Origin of the sequence: Clostridium estertheticum (assembly GCF_018861295.1) — a bacterium.
In the GTDB taxonomy this organism is placed as follows: domain Bacteria; phylum Bacillota; class Clostridia; order Clostridiales; family Clostridiaceae; genus Clostridium_AD; species Clostridium_AD estertheticum_D.
Window position 1 is genome coordinate 1 of record NZ_JAHLDM010000023.1, and the last position, 15,563, is coordinate 15,563.

Here is a 15,563-nt window from a genome sequence, read left to right on the forward strand (position 1 = left end):
TTAGCTTATTTGAAGTAGCATACTCTTTCAAGGCTTCATGTTGACGATCTGTATTTTGCTCTTTGGTGCTAACCCTAATATAAGCATATACGCTATTCACGCTTACAACACCCCACAAATTATTTGGTGTTTAAGTTATTACTAAGTGTATCATAAAACCTACGAAACCGTATGATACACTTTTGCAACCAGTTGAGTGGGTTTATAGAGAATATTATCTGCCTTTTTCAGAGTATCATTTAACTATAGGTTTTTGAGACACTAGCAAGTAATCGAATATCATATATACATATCTATATATTTTACACTAACGTATTAAATGGTATAATATATACGCAAGTTGCGTCACAATTGTATTTTATTGTCAAGTAAAGTTTGTAGATAATTTGTGAGTAGGAGAGATAAATATGAATAAAGAAATTATAATAATGGGGTGGGCTATTGTTACATTTTTATTTGGGATTTTCATGTTTGCTTGTGCAATATGTAATCCTAAAAAAATAATAATTGGAAAATTAACTGAAAGTGAGATTAAGAATAAGGAAAAGTTTATCTATTTTAATAGAGTCCTATATCTATTTAATGGTTTAATAATGGTTTTAATTGGAGTAATGCTGTTGCTAAATATAATTGATAGAAGTTACATTGGTATTTTATATTCTATTCCTGCATTAATATTAGTAATAGGCACATCTATTTCAAAAAAATATTTAGTTGAAAAACATAGATGGATATGGTAACATGCTTTTTAATGTACAACAAGTATATTATTACAAAATATTCTTTTAATGTGCCACAATCGACTAAGGGCAATAGCCCTTTTTTAATGCTATTTTCTAGGAGGTTATTTTTACATTAGTCGTTGCTGTACCCCTAATAACGATTTCCAATATGGGTTTAAGCGACAAATTTAAGAAGCTAAAAGCAGATGTCAAGAAAATCAATACATCAATAAATGTGGAAACCAAGATGTCTAAAATACTTAAAGCACTTGAGGGTAAAAGATGTACACTTTCGATTATTTCAAAAGGTCCAGTAGATTGTAAAGTTATAAATGTGGATGACGAATGGATGGAAGTAAAACAAATCTTTAAAAAAGATCAAAGTAAAACAATGATAATTAGAATTGAAAAAATAAATGATGTTGCTATAAATGTTTCAAGTACTGTACACTAATTTGTAAACAAAAGTGTAAACACTTAAAAGCAAGGGTTTATATCCATTTCAGAGAAAAAAAGTGAAGAAGATAAACTAATTAGAGAAAGTAACCCCATATCTAATGATATTACTTTTTATATGTTGCTTATAATAAAATCACCTTGTATTATTACTTTACCTGTTCCTCCAATTTGTACTACAATATCATTTCTTTCTCTATAAGCATATATATCAATTGCACATGGAACCTTTACTATGTATCCTTGCTCAGCTTTTATTGATATCATTTTTCTATCTGAATAATAATTGTTCAACAAATATGCACCTACTGCTGCATTACCAATACCACATGCGGCATCTTCAATTCCCTCTCTCGGGCATATATTTCTTGTATGAATATCAAATGTGTCATCTTTAGTTTCAAAACAAAACACTTGCACCTCTCTTACGCCAACAAGATTACATAGATTTTTTAATTGATTTATTTTTCTTTTAACCCTCATTAATCCCTCTAAAGATTTAATTGGTACAACTAAATGACCTAATCCAGTATTTATACATTGTATTGGTAAATCGTTCATTATATCCTCATTATCAATTCCTAAAATTTCAGCTATTTTGCATTTTTCTTGAATAATTGGTCCAAATTCAACAACTTGTTGCTTTAATTTAACAACAATATCATTATTCCTTTCTTCAATACTAACTTCTTTTATTCCGTCCTTTGTCTTGATTAAATACTTATCTTTTATTATTTCACCTAGTGCTCCTTCTTTCGCAAGTGCAATAAATGCAGCAACCGTGGGGTGACCTGCAATTCCGACTTCACTTTCTGGAGTATAATATCTAATATCAAAATCTATTCCCTCTTCATCACTTTCAGTTATATACACAGTTTCAACTAAATTAAGTTGACGCGCAATATTTTGCATAATAGAATCTTCTAATTTACCTTGATTACTAAATACAGCGGCAGCATTTCCACCTTGTCCATTATATGTAAAACTATTTATAACGCAAAATTTTTTTATCTCATCCACTAAAATCTATCCTTCCTTTTTACTTAATTATTGTATTTAATTTTTTCTGTAATTTCTACTAAAGGTAATGCTCCTAATATTTTTTTAACTAGACCTTTGAAGAAATCCCAGGTTCTATTACTTATATAAATTCGATCAAAAATAAAATAATCCTTTTTTATTTAAACTACTAAATATTGTGTAGGCACTAGATCAAATCTTTCTTTTAGCTATTAAAATATGATATCTTTTCTAAATGAAAATAAGACCAATAGATTCACCTTATCTATTGGTCTTATTATGGCTTCTATGCTACTACAGGGGTAATTTCAAATTGACTATTACTTTTGCTTTTTATGCTTAAATTTTTCAAAAAGTAACTTACAAGGTGCAATATGCAGCATAAGGGTGTATCGATTGTTATCATCTCATACCTGTGATATGCTTTTTTTGAAAGGAGGTAAATTATGAGAATAATAATAATTGAAGATCCTTTAATGGAAGATATCGAGGTAAAAATATTATGTAAACAAAGAACTAGCTATGTGGATCATTTAGCATCTGCGATATCTAAGGAACAAATAACTATAAATGGCAAAATAGAAAATGAGTATACACGTATTTTTTCCGACGATATCTATTATTTTGAAGCTGTTGATAATAAAATCTATATTTATTGCGAAAAAGAAGTATATCAAAGTGATATGAAATTGTATGAATTAGAAATAAAGTTATTAGGTACAAAATTTACTCGAATAAATAAGTCATGCATCATGAATATTGCAAAATTAGAAAAAGTAAAAGGTCAAATTAATGGCAGGTTGCTTGCAACCTTATCAAATAGAGAGAAACTAATTATTAATCGTAGCTATGTACAGGAAATTAAACGAATTTTAGGAATATAGATTATAACAAAATTGGAGGAAGCTATGAAAAGAATAAATCAATATTTCAGCAGTGGATGTGTTGCCTTTACTGTAACAATAATTATAGTAATTATTATACATTTTATAAACCATCAATTAACTCTTGGTGTAAAATCAGAGGCTAGTTTGATATTTTTAATTTTAGTAATACAATCAGTTTTGTATTTTATGGAAAATATTCATGTTAAGTCCCCTATTACACACATGGTTTTTGAATTGTTGATAATTATAAGTGTTACTTTTTCTATTGGAATACCAATGAAGGTTATTAACATTATTTCGTTATCTTCAGCAATAGAAATATTTTTAACAATTGCTCTGGCCTATGCAATAGCTTGTTTAAGCTTATATATAAATAGTACAAATGATGCAAAAGATATAAATAAGAAATTACAAGAAAAATAATAAGGAGGCAATATATATGTATTTGTTTGGAAATACGTATTTTGAATTATTAACTATTAAGGAAACTTTTCAAGTGGTATTCATTTTTTACTTGATTTCAGAAATGATTATTTGGGTTTTTACTTCTTTAATCAGTAGAAACCAATCAGGCGAGAAACAAAATGGAGACAAAGGTTCTTACTTCTTACTTATAACTGGTTCTGTATCCATAATATTTTTAAATCTTATTTGTAGAAAGCATTTACCTTTTGTAATTCCAATCTTGTTTTTCTGGATAGGAATTTTCTTTATTGTCACCGGAGTTTTGTTGAGATCATATTCTGTGTGGATTCTACGTAACTTTTTCACATTATCTGTACAGGTTAATTCAACGCAAAAAATAATTCAAACTGGACCATATAAATATCTAAGACATCCATCCTATAGTGGAAGTATATTATCCTTAATTGGCATTGCACTATCCTTTAGAAGCTTTGAAGGGATTCTAGGAACATTAATTATTATTTTTGTAATCTATGGATATCGAATTAAAATTGAAGAAACACTATTAGAAAAAAACTTTAAAGAAACCTATAAGGAGTACAAAGATAATACCAGCAAAATTATTCCATTTATTTGGTGACCAATAAACGTTATACAGTACACAATAATATTTTAGCCCATAATAGTTTGTATTAAATTTTAGTCAATAATAGGATTAAAGTCATACCATATAATGTTATATGGTATGCCTTTAACTTCTCTATAAATATCATAATTGCTGTTGCTATAAATGTTTCAAATACTGTAAACTAATTTGTAAACAAAAGTGTAAACACTGAATAACAAGGGTTTATTTGTACTGCCAAATAATCTTTTTATGCGGAGCACGTAGTTTTTCTAAATACTCAATAACAAGTTCAAAAGGTACGTTATAATCTCTGCGTCCCGTACAAAAATAGACAGGCACTTTTAATTCAGTAATGTCCCTCAATAGATCAACTTCCATCTGCTGCTCTTCAAGACATTTAAGTGAAAAAATTACGAAGCATTTCAGGCAACCTACCATTATTTAAAGTATCTATTAATTATATTTTTTCTTGGAATGTTGCATAATGATAAACGCTTTTCTAATGTTACTATTTTAGGACATAGTGAGGGGTCTTTAATTGGTATTAGTATATTCCTGAATAGTTTTGGGCTTCAATTTGTTTAGCAATTTCACCCAATATACAATGCCTTATATGTAGTTTTCTACACCTTCTTTCAGATTCATCGTCGCCTAGGACACCCTTGGTGTTCAACTATGTGCTTGGCACTATCAACCCGCACTCGGGACTTTCACCCGTTAGATTACACCCATGCCGGGCACACTAATAAAGTAAATACATATTTAAGTTAATATAGGTTTACTTTTGCCGACATATGAAAATGTCGGCTATTTATAATATATTAGATAAAACAATAAATTCAAATATACACTAAGAAAAAAGTTTTAATTAAATCTACAGGAAGTAATTATATCTCAGCGCTTTTTGCTGTTTTTCGAAAAAATAGTGAAAAGTGAAAATATTTCTTACATCTATGCTTTTCCTAAGAATTTTTGCACTAGCTGTAAGAATAATTCCATTGGCGGACTTATCCATTTGTTTTTGTGATAAGAGCAAAAAGAGGAGAATAAGCTATCATCAAGTCCAGTCTTTACCTGAATAAGAGCACCACTTTTCAATTCTTCTTCTACTGCAAAAATAGGAAGATACGAAATTCCTAAATTGTTAATTACGCTCTTTTTTACAGCATCAATACTCCACATTTCCATGGTCTGATTTAAGATAATATCCTTTTCGGTTAGATAATCCGTGATTAATTTTTGATAGGAACTATGGGGTTCACTGCTAATCATATTCAAGTTTTTTCGCTGATGTGGAGTAATAAAATCAAGTTCTTTAGGATCAACAAAATGTGGTGCAACCATGCATACCCTAAATGCACACAATTCTTTTAACGCAATTGTATCAGGATACCCACCAACATCGCAGTGAATTCCAATATCAGTACTACCCCCTATTAACTGTTCCCGTATGTCGATACAATTCATTGCATTAATAATAAGCTGTACATTAGGTGCTTTCTGCCGAAAAACTTGTATGACTGGTTGCAACAAATAGATTAGCAATGAATCAGGTACCACCACTCTCAGAGTTCCATTCATTTCAGAAATACTTTTACCGTAATTATTGATCTGTTCTGACGCTTGCAGAATAGTTTCGATATAAGGCAATATATTATTACCAGCCTGGGTTAATACCATTTTTCTCCCAATTTTTTCAAACAGTTTTATTGATAGTTCTTGCTCAAGTTGTTTAACCTGATAAGTGATAGTCGATTGTGTATAATTTAGTTTGAGTGCACCCTTTTGAAAACTTCCAGCTTCTAAAATTGTTTTCAATGTAATCAAATAGTTTGTATTCATTATATCAATCCCCTTATATTCAAAAATTCGAATCTTTAATTCGAATTAATTCAATTTTTAAATGTATTTGATTATGTTATTGTAAAACAAAGGAAAAAGAAAGACAAGGTAAACAAAAAAAGGAGGAAATATAAATGAATTTTAAATTTCAAGAAGACGAGCAAAAGGTAATTGATATAATTCATGACTTTGGAGTGAAAGAAGTTGCGCCCTTGGCTGCAGAACTAGACAAAGAGGAGAGGTTTCCAGCAGAAAGCAGACAAAAACTAGCGAATATGGGGATGATGGGAATTTGTTATCCAAAAGAATACGGCGGGGCCGGACATTCATATCTTAATTATATAGCAGTTATTGAAGAATTGGCAAAACATTGTGCTACTACTTCTGTAATGTTGTCCGATCATCATTCGCTGGGTAGCTGGCCAATATTTAAATATGGTACAGAAGAACAAAAAAAGAAATTTTTAACTCCACTTCTTAAAGGTGAAAAATTGGGAGCATTTGCAGTGACAGAACCTATGGCAGGAAGTGATGTAGGAAATCAACAGACAACAGCTGTTGATAAAGGCGATTATTGGCTGTTGAATGGAACAAAAATCTTTATTACAAATGGTTTTTATGCTGATACCTACTTTGTGACAGCAATGACAGACAAGAGCCATGGGCATAGAGGAATTTCAGCATTTATCGTAGAAAAGGGAACTCCCGGATTTAGCTTTGGTACAAAGGAAAAGAAAATGGGAATCTGTGGTTCCGCCACATATGAGCTGATTTTTCAGGATTGCAAAATTCCAAAAGAAAACCAGCTAGGAGAATCAGGAAAAGGATTTAAAATAGCTTTGGCTACATTGGATGGTGGACGAATTGGTGTCGCAGCACAGGCTCTTGGAATAGCACAAACTGCAATTGACCATTCTGTAAATTATGTAAAAGAACATACACAATCTGGAGAGCGAATTTCTCAGTTCCAATATGCACAATGGGAGCTTGCAGATATGCAAACAAAAGTGGACGCTGCACGTCTACTTGTATACCGTGCAGCACAGGCGAAACAAGACCATGAGCCATTCTCTCATTTGGCGGCTATGGGTAAATTATATGCGGCAGAAGCAGCTACCAATGTAACCCGTCGCTGTCTTCAGCTAGCAGGATATGATGGATGTTCTTGTGACTTTCCTTTTGAGCGTTTTTTTCGAGATGCTAAAATCACAGAAATCTATGAAGGAACAAGCGAGGTACAAAAAATGGTTATTTCATCATGGATGGGAGTTAAATAACTTAAATAAGCATATATTTTGGAGCAGTTACTGGAGAAATGAGGTCTTTTATAAAAATATACAATATAATAAAGTGTTATATATTATGCCTTTAAGTCCTCGATAAATATCATAAGTGGTGTTGATATAAATGTTTCAAGTACTGTAAATAAAGTCGTAAACAAATTTGTAAATAAAAGTGTAAACACTGAAAAACAAGGATTTATAACCATTGCAAAGAAAAAAATGAAGAAGATAAACTAATTAGAGCAACTTAAAATGCGCACTGTCTATTTGACAGGGCGCATTTTAAGTTGTTCATGGTGTAGCTCATTTTTACATGCATGTCGACTTCATGAAGGATATTTATATTCCCACTGAAGTTTTTTATTTGTTAGGGCATGTATCCTCCCACTTATAGAAGTGGGATACTTTCCTTCTGAAATGTCGTTGAAGTCTCTTCATTCATAGCTTTTCTAACATCATCCACCATTGACTTCACACTCATAGTACTTTCTTCATAAAATCTCTCATCATATTTACCTAATAAACTACTTTCCAGTTTATCAAAATCATACTTTCTTTGCTCGTAGTCATTGAAACTACCACCTGCATTGCTCATACCTTTAGGGGCTTTGTACTTTTCTTTAATTGCATCAATTACCCATCCCACTATGTTCCCAACATCTATTTTCCTTGGTAGATCATATTTTTCTTTAATAACTTTTAAATTACCTTTAGCGGCAATTAACACAGATTTTGCTTGTTCTACTGTTATATCTTCTTTAAATATGCTTTTAACTGTCTTTATATCCTCTACAGAGCACTTATTTGCGTCGTAGGTGGATTTACTTACCTTAGTGGCACAAATCTCTTCTATTGCTATATTATTAGCTTTATTAGCCTTTATGTTAAATTTAATACTTGTAACTTTTCTACCTGTCTTGATTTCTTCGTAATCAAATATTATATCAGTCTTTGTATTTATCTCATTTAGAGCAACATTTATTACCTTTTGCTTTAAGTTTGAGTACTTTGGATACTGTTTTTTTTCAATATCTAATCCAACTCTTAAATTATCAATAGTAATTGATCTATTACCTATACCCTCATACTGCTTTAATAACTCATATAATCTAAAAGAATAAGTACTTTTAAACTGCATTATATTTTTTAATTGATATTTTGTATACCAATTTAATTTCAAGTAAAAATCTTTCATATCTTCATCAATTTTCAGTGTTAATATACCTTTTCGTAATTTTGCTGTTTTTATTAAATGAAATTTATCAAACTCCTGCGTATCATCATTTTTCATTTTTATAAACCTTGCCATTAATTTATCTGTGACACTATCTAATTCCCTGTAAATATTTCTTTTATGAATATTTAAGGTATTACTTAAATCGGTTGCCGAGAATTGATATTCTTTTAAATCAACATCATCTTTTGTTATCATACTTGCAAGCAACCTAATCAATTTTTGTTCCAATACAGTGAATGAATACGATGCTTCAATTAATTTATTACTTTGATATATCCAATTATTATTTGCTTTTGTTAAATCTGTTATCATCTTCCAATCATCCCCAAGCAAACTATAACATTTCAACAATGGAGTTGTCAACAACTTTTAGTAAATCGAGTTGCACATTCGTAAATAGGTTGCCTTTGTTCGTAAATAAGTTGCCTTTCAAATGCATTTATTCGTAAATAAGTTGCCTTTGTTCGTAAATAGGTTGCCTTTCGCATGTTCAATCGTAGTCATATCAACAGTTTGAATGGTGCGTAAAAGTATTAAAACTTTGTTGTTTATTTAAAACTAATTAAAACAACAATAGTAGTTATAAAATTATTAGTTGAATTATTAACTACAGTTGTAAATTTATGTAAAGGTTTTTTTAATAAAATACCTTTACTTTAAACATAAATATGTTTATATAGAATTAAGTTATTCGTAAATGAGTTGCCTTTAACATATATTTAAATTGAAAAATTTTCAGTATATACGAATTAGTCCTAGTTTATATTTTTACGATGTTCCTTCTAAATGCGTCAATGCAGCGCCTTAGGAGATGCTTTAACCAAATTAATATTATTAGGTAAAGTAGTACTGTTAGATAGAAAATACGAGATCATCAAGAGTAAAATGTTTGTTATTTCTAAATATGCTATAAATAGACAATAATTCTTATATATCTTGTTTATTCGTAAATAGGTTGCACATAAAATTAAAAATTAAATTAAGATAAATTTTATATTTAAAACATAACTAATATAAAATAAGTTATAATTGAATTTAATGAGTTTTTATCTTAAATTAGAAAGTGAAACTATAGTGAAACTATGGTTGCTATAATAGGAGTGAAAACATATGGGACAACCGAAGAAGTTAGAATTAACAATGGACAAGCTTATAGAAATAGCAATAGAGATAAATAAAAATACTATTGCAAATAGAAATAGATCTAAGGATGATAAAATCCCAACAGATAAACTTATAAGAGGGTTTGGAATAAACAGAAAAAACTTTTCAGTTACTATACAAGATACAGATATAAAATATAATAAATCAACTTTTCTTTATGATATACCTAGTGAATTTATTACGAACAATAAAAGTGATACTATAGTTATTGATAGTGAAACTAATGTGGGGACAGTAAATAAGCCAAACAACGATAGTGAAACTTTAGAGTCACTTAAGAGTAAAATTATAGTTTCACCACAAAGTGAAACTATTGTATCATTAAGTAAAACGGACTTAGAGAGCTTTGATAAGAGAATTAAATCTATTGAAGAAATGAAATATGAATTTGAGGAAATGAATAATTGGTATAGGGAGCAAAGAAAAAAAGAAAATATAATTGATATTGAAATCCCTGAAATAAAGATTGATAAAAAATGGTTAAAAGAAGATCCAAGTACACGAGGATTCAAGGTATATCCAAGTGTTATAGCCAAGTTCAAAGAATTTAGTAAGGAAAATAATCAATATACAATGCAGGATCTAATGGCCATGGCCCTGCTTGAATACATTGATAAATATAAAAAATAGGAGGACTTTTTTTGGAGGGTGGAGGGGAGATTACCATAATATTAAACAAGGAGGTTTATAAAAAATGAAAGATAAAAAAACCTTTTTAGTATATTTAATTACTACTTTAACTGTTTTGTTAAATTTCTTCATGCTATTTATTGTAAGGTCAGGGAACGAGAATATATTTTCTAATATATTTGTAATACTCATTGCATTATTTTGTCTTAAAATTTATATAATTGCAATTAAAACTAATCAAACTTCAAAAATGAGACCAGAATTTTATGGTATTTTATTTTTGTTTGGTGTTTCTGCAATGAGGTTTTTAAATAGAATAATTCAAATTTCAGATGCAATTAATTATTCTATTATTATTGTTTTTCTTGGTGCAGGTACATTTTTTTTAGTTATTGCTATTGGCAGAATTTCAACTAATATAAAAAATCGGAAATAACTTTCCTGGGCTGTTTTCAATTATTGTACATACAATTATCAAAGGCTTAATTTGCCCACTTTTATCGTTTGTATGGCCTCTTTATATAAAGTTTTTCTATCTGGTGAAACAGAAGAAGTACCCATCTTAGCTCAGATGAGTACTTTAATATTATTTTTTTAAATTTTTTAATGATTCATTACTTGAAAAGATAATATCTTCTTTAGATTTTATATAATTTTGACATTTTTTAAAAATCTCAATAAGATTATCATAATTTTGGTTTAATTGAGATTCATATAGAGCATCCCTATATTCTTTATTGTATTTTTCATCAATAGCTATTAAATCAATATTATTTTCTAAACATTGTTTAAGTAAAAGAAACCTTCCTATTCTGCCATTACCATCTTGGAATGGATGTATTTTCTCAAAATTACTATGAAAATAAGACAATTCATGTAAATTAATGCTTGTAGCCTTTTTAGTATTATAACTCTCAATAAGACCTAATAATAAAGGTTCAACTTCATGTGGCTCTGCGAGTTTTATTTCATCTAATCCACTAAGCATATTAGGAATTTTTTTAAAGATGCCTGAAAAACCCTTTTTATCATCAGATGTGCCATTTTTTAATAATTGATGATATTCTCTAATTAACTGTAAGGATAATGGTTCATCCAATGTTTCAATTATAAAATCAAAAACATCTAAAGAGTTCCTAGTTTCAATAACATCATCTAAAGTATGAATACCAGAAACTATATTTTTATCTGCCAACTGATTTAATGCGTCTCTATTAAAAGTACTACCCTCTAATTTATTAGAATGAAACAGAAATTCAATCCTTAACGCATAGTAGAAAGAGTTTGGTACTTCTTTTAACCCAAGCAAAAATGTTTTAGCTAACTTCATAATACTTCACCTATCTTTCTTGTTATTTAAAAAAAAGGGCTCTTCTTAGATTTCTTATTAATATCATTTTTGATACCCTACCCCAATTAAAAATCACCATCTATTATATCCGACTCATCCATTTCACTAATTACTTCATTAATATTTTCAACAATTATACCTTCTGCTAGATTATCATCGGTTGCTGCCACTTTAATATCATTTTCTTTTTTTATTGTACCATTCAAAGTTATGTCATCAATTTTTGACTCAATATCATCTAATTTTTCTAAAATAAGTTTATATTTCTGATTATCCCTTATAATTTCCACTATATAAGGGGTTAACGCTCTTTTAAAAGCTTTTTTATTTAAAATTTCATATACATCATCAGGCATATCTTTAGCATTCAAAACCATTCTGCCTCTTTTTTCTTCATTCACCTTCATTTGTTTTTCTCATTTCATTAATTGATAATATTTCAAGTGCAGCAAGATTAATTGTTCTTGGTGATGGCTTGAATATTTCTTTTGTGTCATCTTCTAGTATTTCATTCAAAAAAAAGTGGTTGTTTTCTACTACCGCTTCACTCATATGTTCTAATAAAGATTGTTTTATAAAAGGCTCTAAAATAGAGGCTTCTCCACCAAAATAAATAAACTTTATAGGTTCTCCACTTTCATTTATAAATGAATTTAAAAGCTTTGTAGCAAATATATTAGAATACTCTTGTAATACTTCATTAATTTTACTTGTAAAATCATAATTTTCGCCCGTGTTTTCATCTTTAAATATATATTTTTTTTGTTTATAATTTTCAACTATAAACTTTTCCAAGGCTCTTAGATTATGAAAGTACTCTAAAAGCTTCTCTTTTCGTAATTGTTCTATCTCTCCTAAGAAAGGAGCTATATCTATTACTTGGAATGACGCCCTGGATTGAGGTGTACTTAATCCCTTAGCAAGTTTTACAGCATCAGTAGATCCTCCACCAATATCAACTAAAACAACTTGAAAATTCGCAAATTCAACATTATTTCTTTTTTCTATTATTAAAACATTCTTATCATCTTCACTTGCTAACATTTTATACTTAAGAGCGTGCCTTGCAACCTCTGATTCAATTCTGCATTTAGTCCTTTTAACTACAATTTTTAATTCTTTTTCCATTCCTAATGTTATTATTTTTACACTATGTTCTCCGATAAATCTTTCTTCCATTTGTTTTTGTGCATAACTGAATTTATCTTCTCTTTTAAGTAACCAAATTGGAAGCATCGTACTCATATAATCAATTTCTATTTTATTGTCGTTATTGTCTGAATTTAAAGCATCATAATATGATACCGCACTTAAAAAACTCAAATAAGGTATATTACTCTTAATTTTATCATGCATAATAGCAACATGACCATTACTTAATTTAGACATTTCTGCCATTTCCCCAACAAGATAATATCTTTCTTTACCATCTATTTCAGTTGAAATAACTAATCTTTCTAATAACTCGTTAGATTGTGTAATTGGATTTACAAATAATTCATTCGCTTTTGTTTCACTTATTTCAACAACATTGGTTGGTATTTCTAAATAATATCCATCAATCATAAAATTATTTGTGCTATTCCCAAAATCCCCATTAAATCTTCTTATGTTCATATTTTCTCCTTTTTGATTAAACTTATTTTATTAGTGTCACTTAGCAATCACTTATAGTTTTATTTTACCATAAATATATAAAAAGTCAATATTTTAAAATATCAAGTGTCATTTAAGTGTTGCTTGTCCTTTATGGGTCTGTATAGTAACGGAACAAAAAAACGGAACACAGGCCCTAAAATTTACATTTAAGTATGTTATATAGACAGGTTAGGTGGAAAACGATACTATATTAATAAGATTCACAGGTTCATTCTACTTAAAATTGTCTATATAAATATTTGAAGTAACAAGATGTACGTGAATGATTACATAAAAAAATAATGTTTTTAGACATTATTTTCAATAAATGATTGTTGCGTGACAACAAGAAAAATAGTGTAATTGTTAAATGTAAAGGTTAAGGAGGTTAGTGAATGCTTAAGATTTTTTTGATTGAAGATGATGAAACAATTGCTTTAGGTATAAAAACATTTTTACTTAGAAATAGTTATAAGGTTATTCATGCAGATAATTTAAAAAAAGGGAAAGAACTTTTTAAAACAGATATCGATCTAATATTATTAGATTTAAATTTACCTGATGGTTCAGGGTTTGATTTTTGCCGTTATGTAAAAGGGATTAAAGACATTCCTATTATTTTTCTAACTATCAGGGATGATGAATGCGATATTATAAAAGGACTAGATATTGGAGGGGATGATTACATCACCAAACCTTTTAAATTAAGTGTTTTGCATTCTCGTATACTTGCTGTTTTACGCAGAACTGTAAAACAACAGATACTCGACGATATTCTATGGTGTGGAAATATTAAAATGATTAAATCAGAAACAAAGGTATATAAAAATAATCTCGAAATAGAACTTACAATTGGTGAATACAATCTATTTAGGCAACTATTAGAAAATAAAAACCGAACTTTAACGCGAGGGGTTTTACTTCAAAAACTGTGGGATATCGATGGGGAATTTGTAAATGATAATACATTATCAGTAGCTATAAAGCGTCTTCGTCAAAAACTTACGAATAATACAATTATTAAAACAGTGAGAGGAATAGGTTATAGGTTGGATGATTAAGGGGTATATAAATAAAAAGAGAATTACTGTATGTATGGTTATTAGTTTTTTATGTATAACAATTTTTTGTATTATATTTGGAAATTTCATTTTTAAGCAGACAGAGAAAATTTTTTATGAAAAAGCAGCACAGATTATAGCCTTTGGTGTTAAGGCCGATCCTAACATTGAACAAGTATTGATATCATCGCTAAAAACTAATAATATAGCAGAAATTAATAAAGGTAAAAAAATATTAGAGCAATATGGATATAGTGAAGGATTTTTATATAGTTCTTATAAGAGTAAAAATTTTAATATAGTTACGGTTGGTATTTTGTTTTTGATTACTTTACTCTTGTTTTGTTTTGGAGGATTTCTGGTAGGGTTAAATCATATAAAGCGTAAACGTATCAATAATCTTGCAGATTATCTTTATGCTATCAACGAAGGAAATTATAGAATAAATCCTCACAAGAAAGAAGACGAATTCTCTATTTTAGAGGACGAACTATATAAAACAGTTGTGCTGCTTCGCGAAAATCGAGAAAAAGAAAGGAAAGAAAAAGAAAAATTAACAAATTACCTTGCAGATATTTCTCACCAAATGAAAACGCCACTTACGTCAATGTCACTTATGATTGAGTTATTAGAAGGCAGTCCTATAAATGGAGATGACGCTTTGTATATTGAGCGTATTTCAGCTCAGATATACCGTCTTAATCATCTGGTTACGTCATTGTTAACACTTTCTAAACTAGATGTAGGAACCTTAAAATTAGAATATAAATCGATTAATGTTTATGAATTGGTATGTACCTGTGTTGAGCCATTAATCTTAATGATAGAAAAAAAAGAGCAACAACTTTTTATTCAAGAGAATAGTGATGTAGTTTTTATGGGAGATTTTTATTGGAACAATGAAGCCATCTTAAATATTGTTAAAAACTGTGTGGAACATACACCGCGAGGAGGAAAAATTTCCATAGTGTATGAACAAAACCCTATTTGCACACAAATTATTATTGAAGATAATGGAGAAGGATTTAAGAAAAAGGATATACCGCACTTATTTACTAGATTTTACAAAGGTGAAAATTCAGCCAAAGACAGTGTAGGAATTGGACTTGCTCTTGCTCAATCTATTGTTAAGAAACAAAACGGTGAAATTCGAGCAGAAAATAAAAAAACAGGGGGAGCGTCATTCACAATTAAGTTTTATATAAATTAGTTGTGTAAGCAATGTCACCGAGCGGTCAC

The 15,563-nt window shown here is 29.2% G+C and carries 17 protein-coding genes; 10 read left to right on the top strand and 7 right to left on the bottom strand.

All coding sequences use genetic code 11. From position 1 onward, the window contains the following. Window positions 1-100: recombinase family protein (locus tag KPL54_RS18820; protein ID WP_309245402.1), on the bottom strand; the 100-nt coding region annotated here is incomplete at its 3' end. Between the two features lie 307 nt (window positions 101-407). Between KPL54_RS18820 and KPL54_RS18825 the strand changes: the two genes are divergently transcribed. Both KPL54_RS18825 and KPL54_RS18830 read left to right on the top strand, forming a co-directional pair. After that, window positions 408-740, top strand: a complete 333-nt coding sequence (locus KPL54_RS18825) for a hypothetical protein (protein ID WP_216108030.1) — start codon at window positions 408-410, stop codon at window positions 738-740. Window positions 741-891: 151 nt separating this feature from the next. Beyond that, window positions 892-1,176 carry a hypothetical protein gene (locus KPL54_RS18830; protein WP_216108031.1) on the top strand — a complete coding sequence of 95 codons (285 nt, stop codon included), beginning with the start codon at window positions 892-894 and terminating at the stop codon, window positions 1,174-1,176. 116 nt (window positions 1,177-1,292) lie between these two features. Here KPL54_RS18830 and KPL54_RS18835 read toward each other — a convergent pair whose 3' ends face one another. Beyond that, a complete protein-coding gene (locus tag KPL54_RS18835) occupies window positions 1,293-2,198 on the bottom strand; it encodes a PhzF family phenazine biosynthesis protein (RefSeq protein ID WP_216108032.1) in 906 nt (301 codons plus the stop codon). Window positions 2,199-2,644: 446 nt separating this feature from the next. On the opposite strand from KPL54_RS18835, the gene KPL54_RS18840 reads away from it, so the two are divergent. The 3 genes from KPL54_RS18840 to KPL54_RS18850 are packed head-to-tail and all read left to right on the top strand — an operon-like array spanning window position 2,645 to window position 4,130. Then, a complete protein-coding gene (locus KPL54_RS18840; protein WP_216108033.1) occupies window positions 2,645-3,082 on the top strand; it encodes a LytTR family DNA-binding domain-containing protein in 438 nt (145 codons plus the stop codon). 24 nt (window positions 3,083-3,106) lie between these two features. Continuing rightward, complete coding sequence (locus KPL54_RS18845; RefSeq protein ID WP_152753839.1) at window positions 3,107-3,508, top strand: DUF3021 family protein; 402 nt, start codon at window positions 3,107-3,109, stop codon at window positions 3,506-3,508. Between the two features lie 16 nt (window positions 3,509-3,524). Continuing rightward, a complete protein-coding gene (locus KPL54_RS18850) occupies window positions 3,525-4,130 on the top strand; it encodes a methyltransferase family protein (RefSeq protein ID WP_216108034.1) in 606 nt (201 codons plus the stop codon). Window positions 4,131-5,069: 939 nt separating this feature from the next. On the opposite strand, the gene KPL54_RS18855 is transcribed toward KPL54_RS18850, so the two are convergent. Continuing rightward, entirely contained in the window at window positions 5,070-5,960 is an 891-nt protein-coding gene (locus KPL54_RS18855; protein WP_216108035.1) for a LysR family transcriptional regulator, read from the bottom strand. A gap of 134 nt (window positions 5,961-6,094) precedes the next feature. On the opposite strand from KPL54_RS18855, the gene KPL54_RS18860 reads away from it, so the two are divergent. Then, window positions 6,095-7,237 carry an acyl-CoA dehydrogenase family protein gene (locus KPL54_RS18860; protein ID WP_216108036.1) on the top strand — a complete coding sequence of 381 codons (1,143 nt, stop codon included), beginning with the start codon at window positions 6,095-6,097 and terminating at the stop codon, window positions 7,235-7,237. 394 nt (window positions 7,238-7,631) lie between these two features. On the opposite strand, the gene KPL54_RS18865 is transcribed toward KPL54_RS18860, so the two are convergent. Continuing rightward, the gene (locus KPL54_RS18865) at window positions 7,632-8,792 is read right to left on the bottom strand and encodes a replication initiation protein (protein ID WP_216108037.1); all 1,161 of its coding nucleotides are present in this window, start codon (window positions 8,790-8,792) and stop codon (window positions 7,632-7,634) included. Window positions 8,793-9,590: 798 nt separating this feature from the next. Here KPL54_RS18865 and KPL54_RS18870 point away from each other — a divergent pair. Together KPL54_RS18870 and KPL54_RS18875 are read left to right on the top strand one after the other, a co-directional pair. Continuing rightward, complete coding sequence (locus tag KPL54_RS18870; RefSeq protein WP_216108038.1) at window positions 9,591-10,274, top strand: hypothetical protein; 684 nt, start codon at window positions 9,591-9,593, stop codon at window positions 10,272-10,274. Between the two features lie 64 nt (window positions 10,275-10,338). Continuing rightward, window positions 10,339-10,710, top strand: a complete 372-nt coding sequence (locus KPL54_RS18875) for a hypothetical protein (RefSeq protein WP_216108040.1) — start codon at window positions 10,339-10,341, stop codon at window positions 10,708-10,710. A 150-nt stretch (window positions 10,711-10,860) separates the two neighbouring features. Here KPL54_RS18875 and KPL54_RS18880 read toward each other — a convergent pair whose 3' ends face one another. From KPL54_RS18880 to KPL54_RS18890, 3 genes are all read right to left on the bottom strand, one after another. Beyond that, window positions 10,861-11,604 carry a Fic family protein gene (locus KPL54_RS18880; RefSeq protein WP_216108041.1) on the bottom strand — a complete coding sequence of 248 codons (744 nt, stop codon included), beginning with the start codon at window positions 11,602-11,604 and terminating at the stop codon, window positions 10,861-10,863. Window positions 11,605-11,690: 86 nt separating this feature from the next. Continuing rightward, on the bottom strand, window positions 11,691-12,032 hold the full coding sequence (locus KPL54_RS18885; RefSeq protein WP_171298824.1) for a hypothetical protein: 342 nt from the start codon (window positions 12,030-12,032) through the stop codon (window positions 11,691-11,693). Continuing rightward, a complete protein-coding gene (locus tag KPL54_RS18890; RefSeq protein ID WP_216108042.1) occupies window positions 12,019-13,242 on the bottom strand; it encodes a ParM/StbA family protein in 1,224 nt (407 codons plus the stop codon). The genes KPL54_RS18885 and KPL54_RS18890 overlap by 14 nt, the downstream gene beginning before the upstream one ends. A 416-nt stretch (window positions 13,243-13,658) precedes the next feature. On the opposite strand from KPL54_RS18890, the gene KPL54_RS18895 reads away from it, so the two are divergent. Both KPL54_RS18895 and KPL54_RS18900 read left to right on the top strand, forming a co-directional pair. Continuing rightward, window positions 13,659-14,324 carry a response regulator transcription factor gene (locus tag KPL54_RS18895; RefSeq protein ID WP_216108044.1) on the top strand — a complete coding sequence of 222 codons (666 nt, stop codon included), beginning with the start codon at window positions 13,659-13,661 and terminating at the stop codon, window positions 14,322-14,324. After that, the gene (locus KPL54_RS18900; RefSeq protein ID WP_216108045.1) at window positions 14,317-15,534 is read left to right on the top strand and encodes a sensor histidine kinase; all 1,218 of its coding nucleotides are present in this window, start codon (window positions 14,317-14,319) and stop codon (window positions 15,532-15,534) included. The genes KPL54_RS18895 and KPL54_RS18900 overlap by 8 nt, the downstream gene beginning before the upstream one ends. The last annotated feature ends 29 nt before the right edge of the window (window positions 15,535-15,563 follow it).

What these genes read in the sequence shown, in the direction of transcription:
- KPL54_RS18885 (WP_171298824.1), bottom strand. Translation starts at nt 12,032, where the DNA reads ATGAAGGTGAATGAAGAAAAAAGAGGCAGAATGGTTTTGAATGCTAAA.
- KPL54_RS18880 (WP_216108041.1), bottom strand. Translation starts at nt 11,604, where the DNA reads ATGAAGTTAGCTAAAACATTTTTGCTTGGGTTAAAAGAAGTACCAAAC.
- KPL54_RS18870 (WP_216108038.1), top strand. Translation starts at nt 9,591, where the DNA reads ATGGGACAACCGAAGAAGTTAGAATTAACAATGGACAAGCTTATAGAA.
- KPL54_RS18855 (WP_216108035.1), bottom strand. Translation starts at nt 5,960, where the DNA reads ATGAATACAAACTATTTGATTACATTGAAAACAATTTTAGAAGCTGGA.
- KPL54_RS18845 (WP_152753839.1), top strand. Translation starts at nt 3,107, where the DNA reads ATGAAAAGAATAAATCAATATTTCAGCAGTGGATGTGTTGCCTTTACT.
- KPL54_RS18830 (WP_216108031.1), top strand. Translation starts at nt 892, where the DNA reads ATGGGTTTAAGCGACAAATTTAAGAAGCTAAAAGCAGATGTCAAGAAA.
- KPL54_RS18900 (WP_216108045.1), top strand. Translation starts at nt 14,317, where the DNA reads ATGATTAAGGGGTATATAAATAAAAAGAGAATTACTGTATGTATGGTT.
- KPL54_RS18895 (WP_216108044.1), top strand. Translation starts at nt 13,659, where the DNA reads ATGCTTAAGATTTTTTTGATTGAAGATGATGAAACAATTGCTTTAGGT.
- KPL54_RS18890 (WP_216108042.1), bottom strand. Translation starts at nt 13,242, where the DNA reads ATGAACATAAGAAGATTTAATGGGGATTTTGGGAATAGCACAAATAAT.
- KPL54_RS18850 (WP_216108034.1), top strand. Translation starts at nt 3,525, where the DNA reads ATGTATTTGTTTGGAAATACGTATTTTGAATTATTAACTATTAAGGAA.
- KPL54_RS18860 (WP_216108036.1), top strand. Translation starts at nt 6,095, where the DNA reads ATGAATTTTAAATTTCAAGAAGACGAGCAAAAGGTAATTGATATAATT.
- KPL54_RS18865 (WP_216108037.1), bottom strand. Translation starts at nt 8,792, where the DNA reads ATGATAACAGATTTAACAAAAGCAAATAATAATTGGATATATCAAAGT.
- KPL54_RS18825 (WP_216108030.1), top strand. Translation starts at nt 408, where the DNA reads ATGAATAAAGAAATTATAATAATGGGGTGGGCTATTGTTACATTTTTA.
- KPL54_RS18840 (WP_216108033.1), top strand. Translation starts at nt 2,645, where the DNA reads ATGAGAATAATAATAATTGAAGATCCTTTAATGGAAGATATCGAGGTA.
- KPL54_RS18875 (WP_216108040.1), top strand. Translation starts at nt 10,339, where the DNA reads ATGAAAGATAAAAAAACCTTTTTAGTATATTTAATTACTACTTTAACT.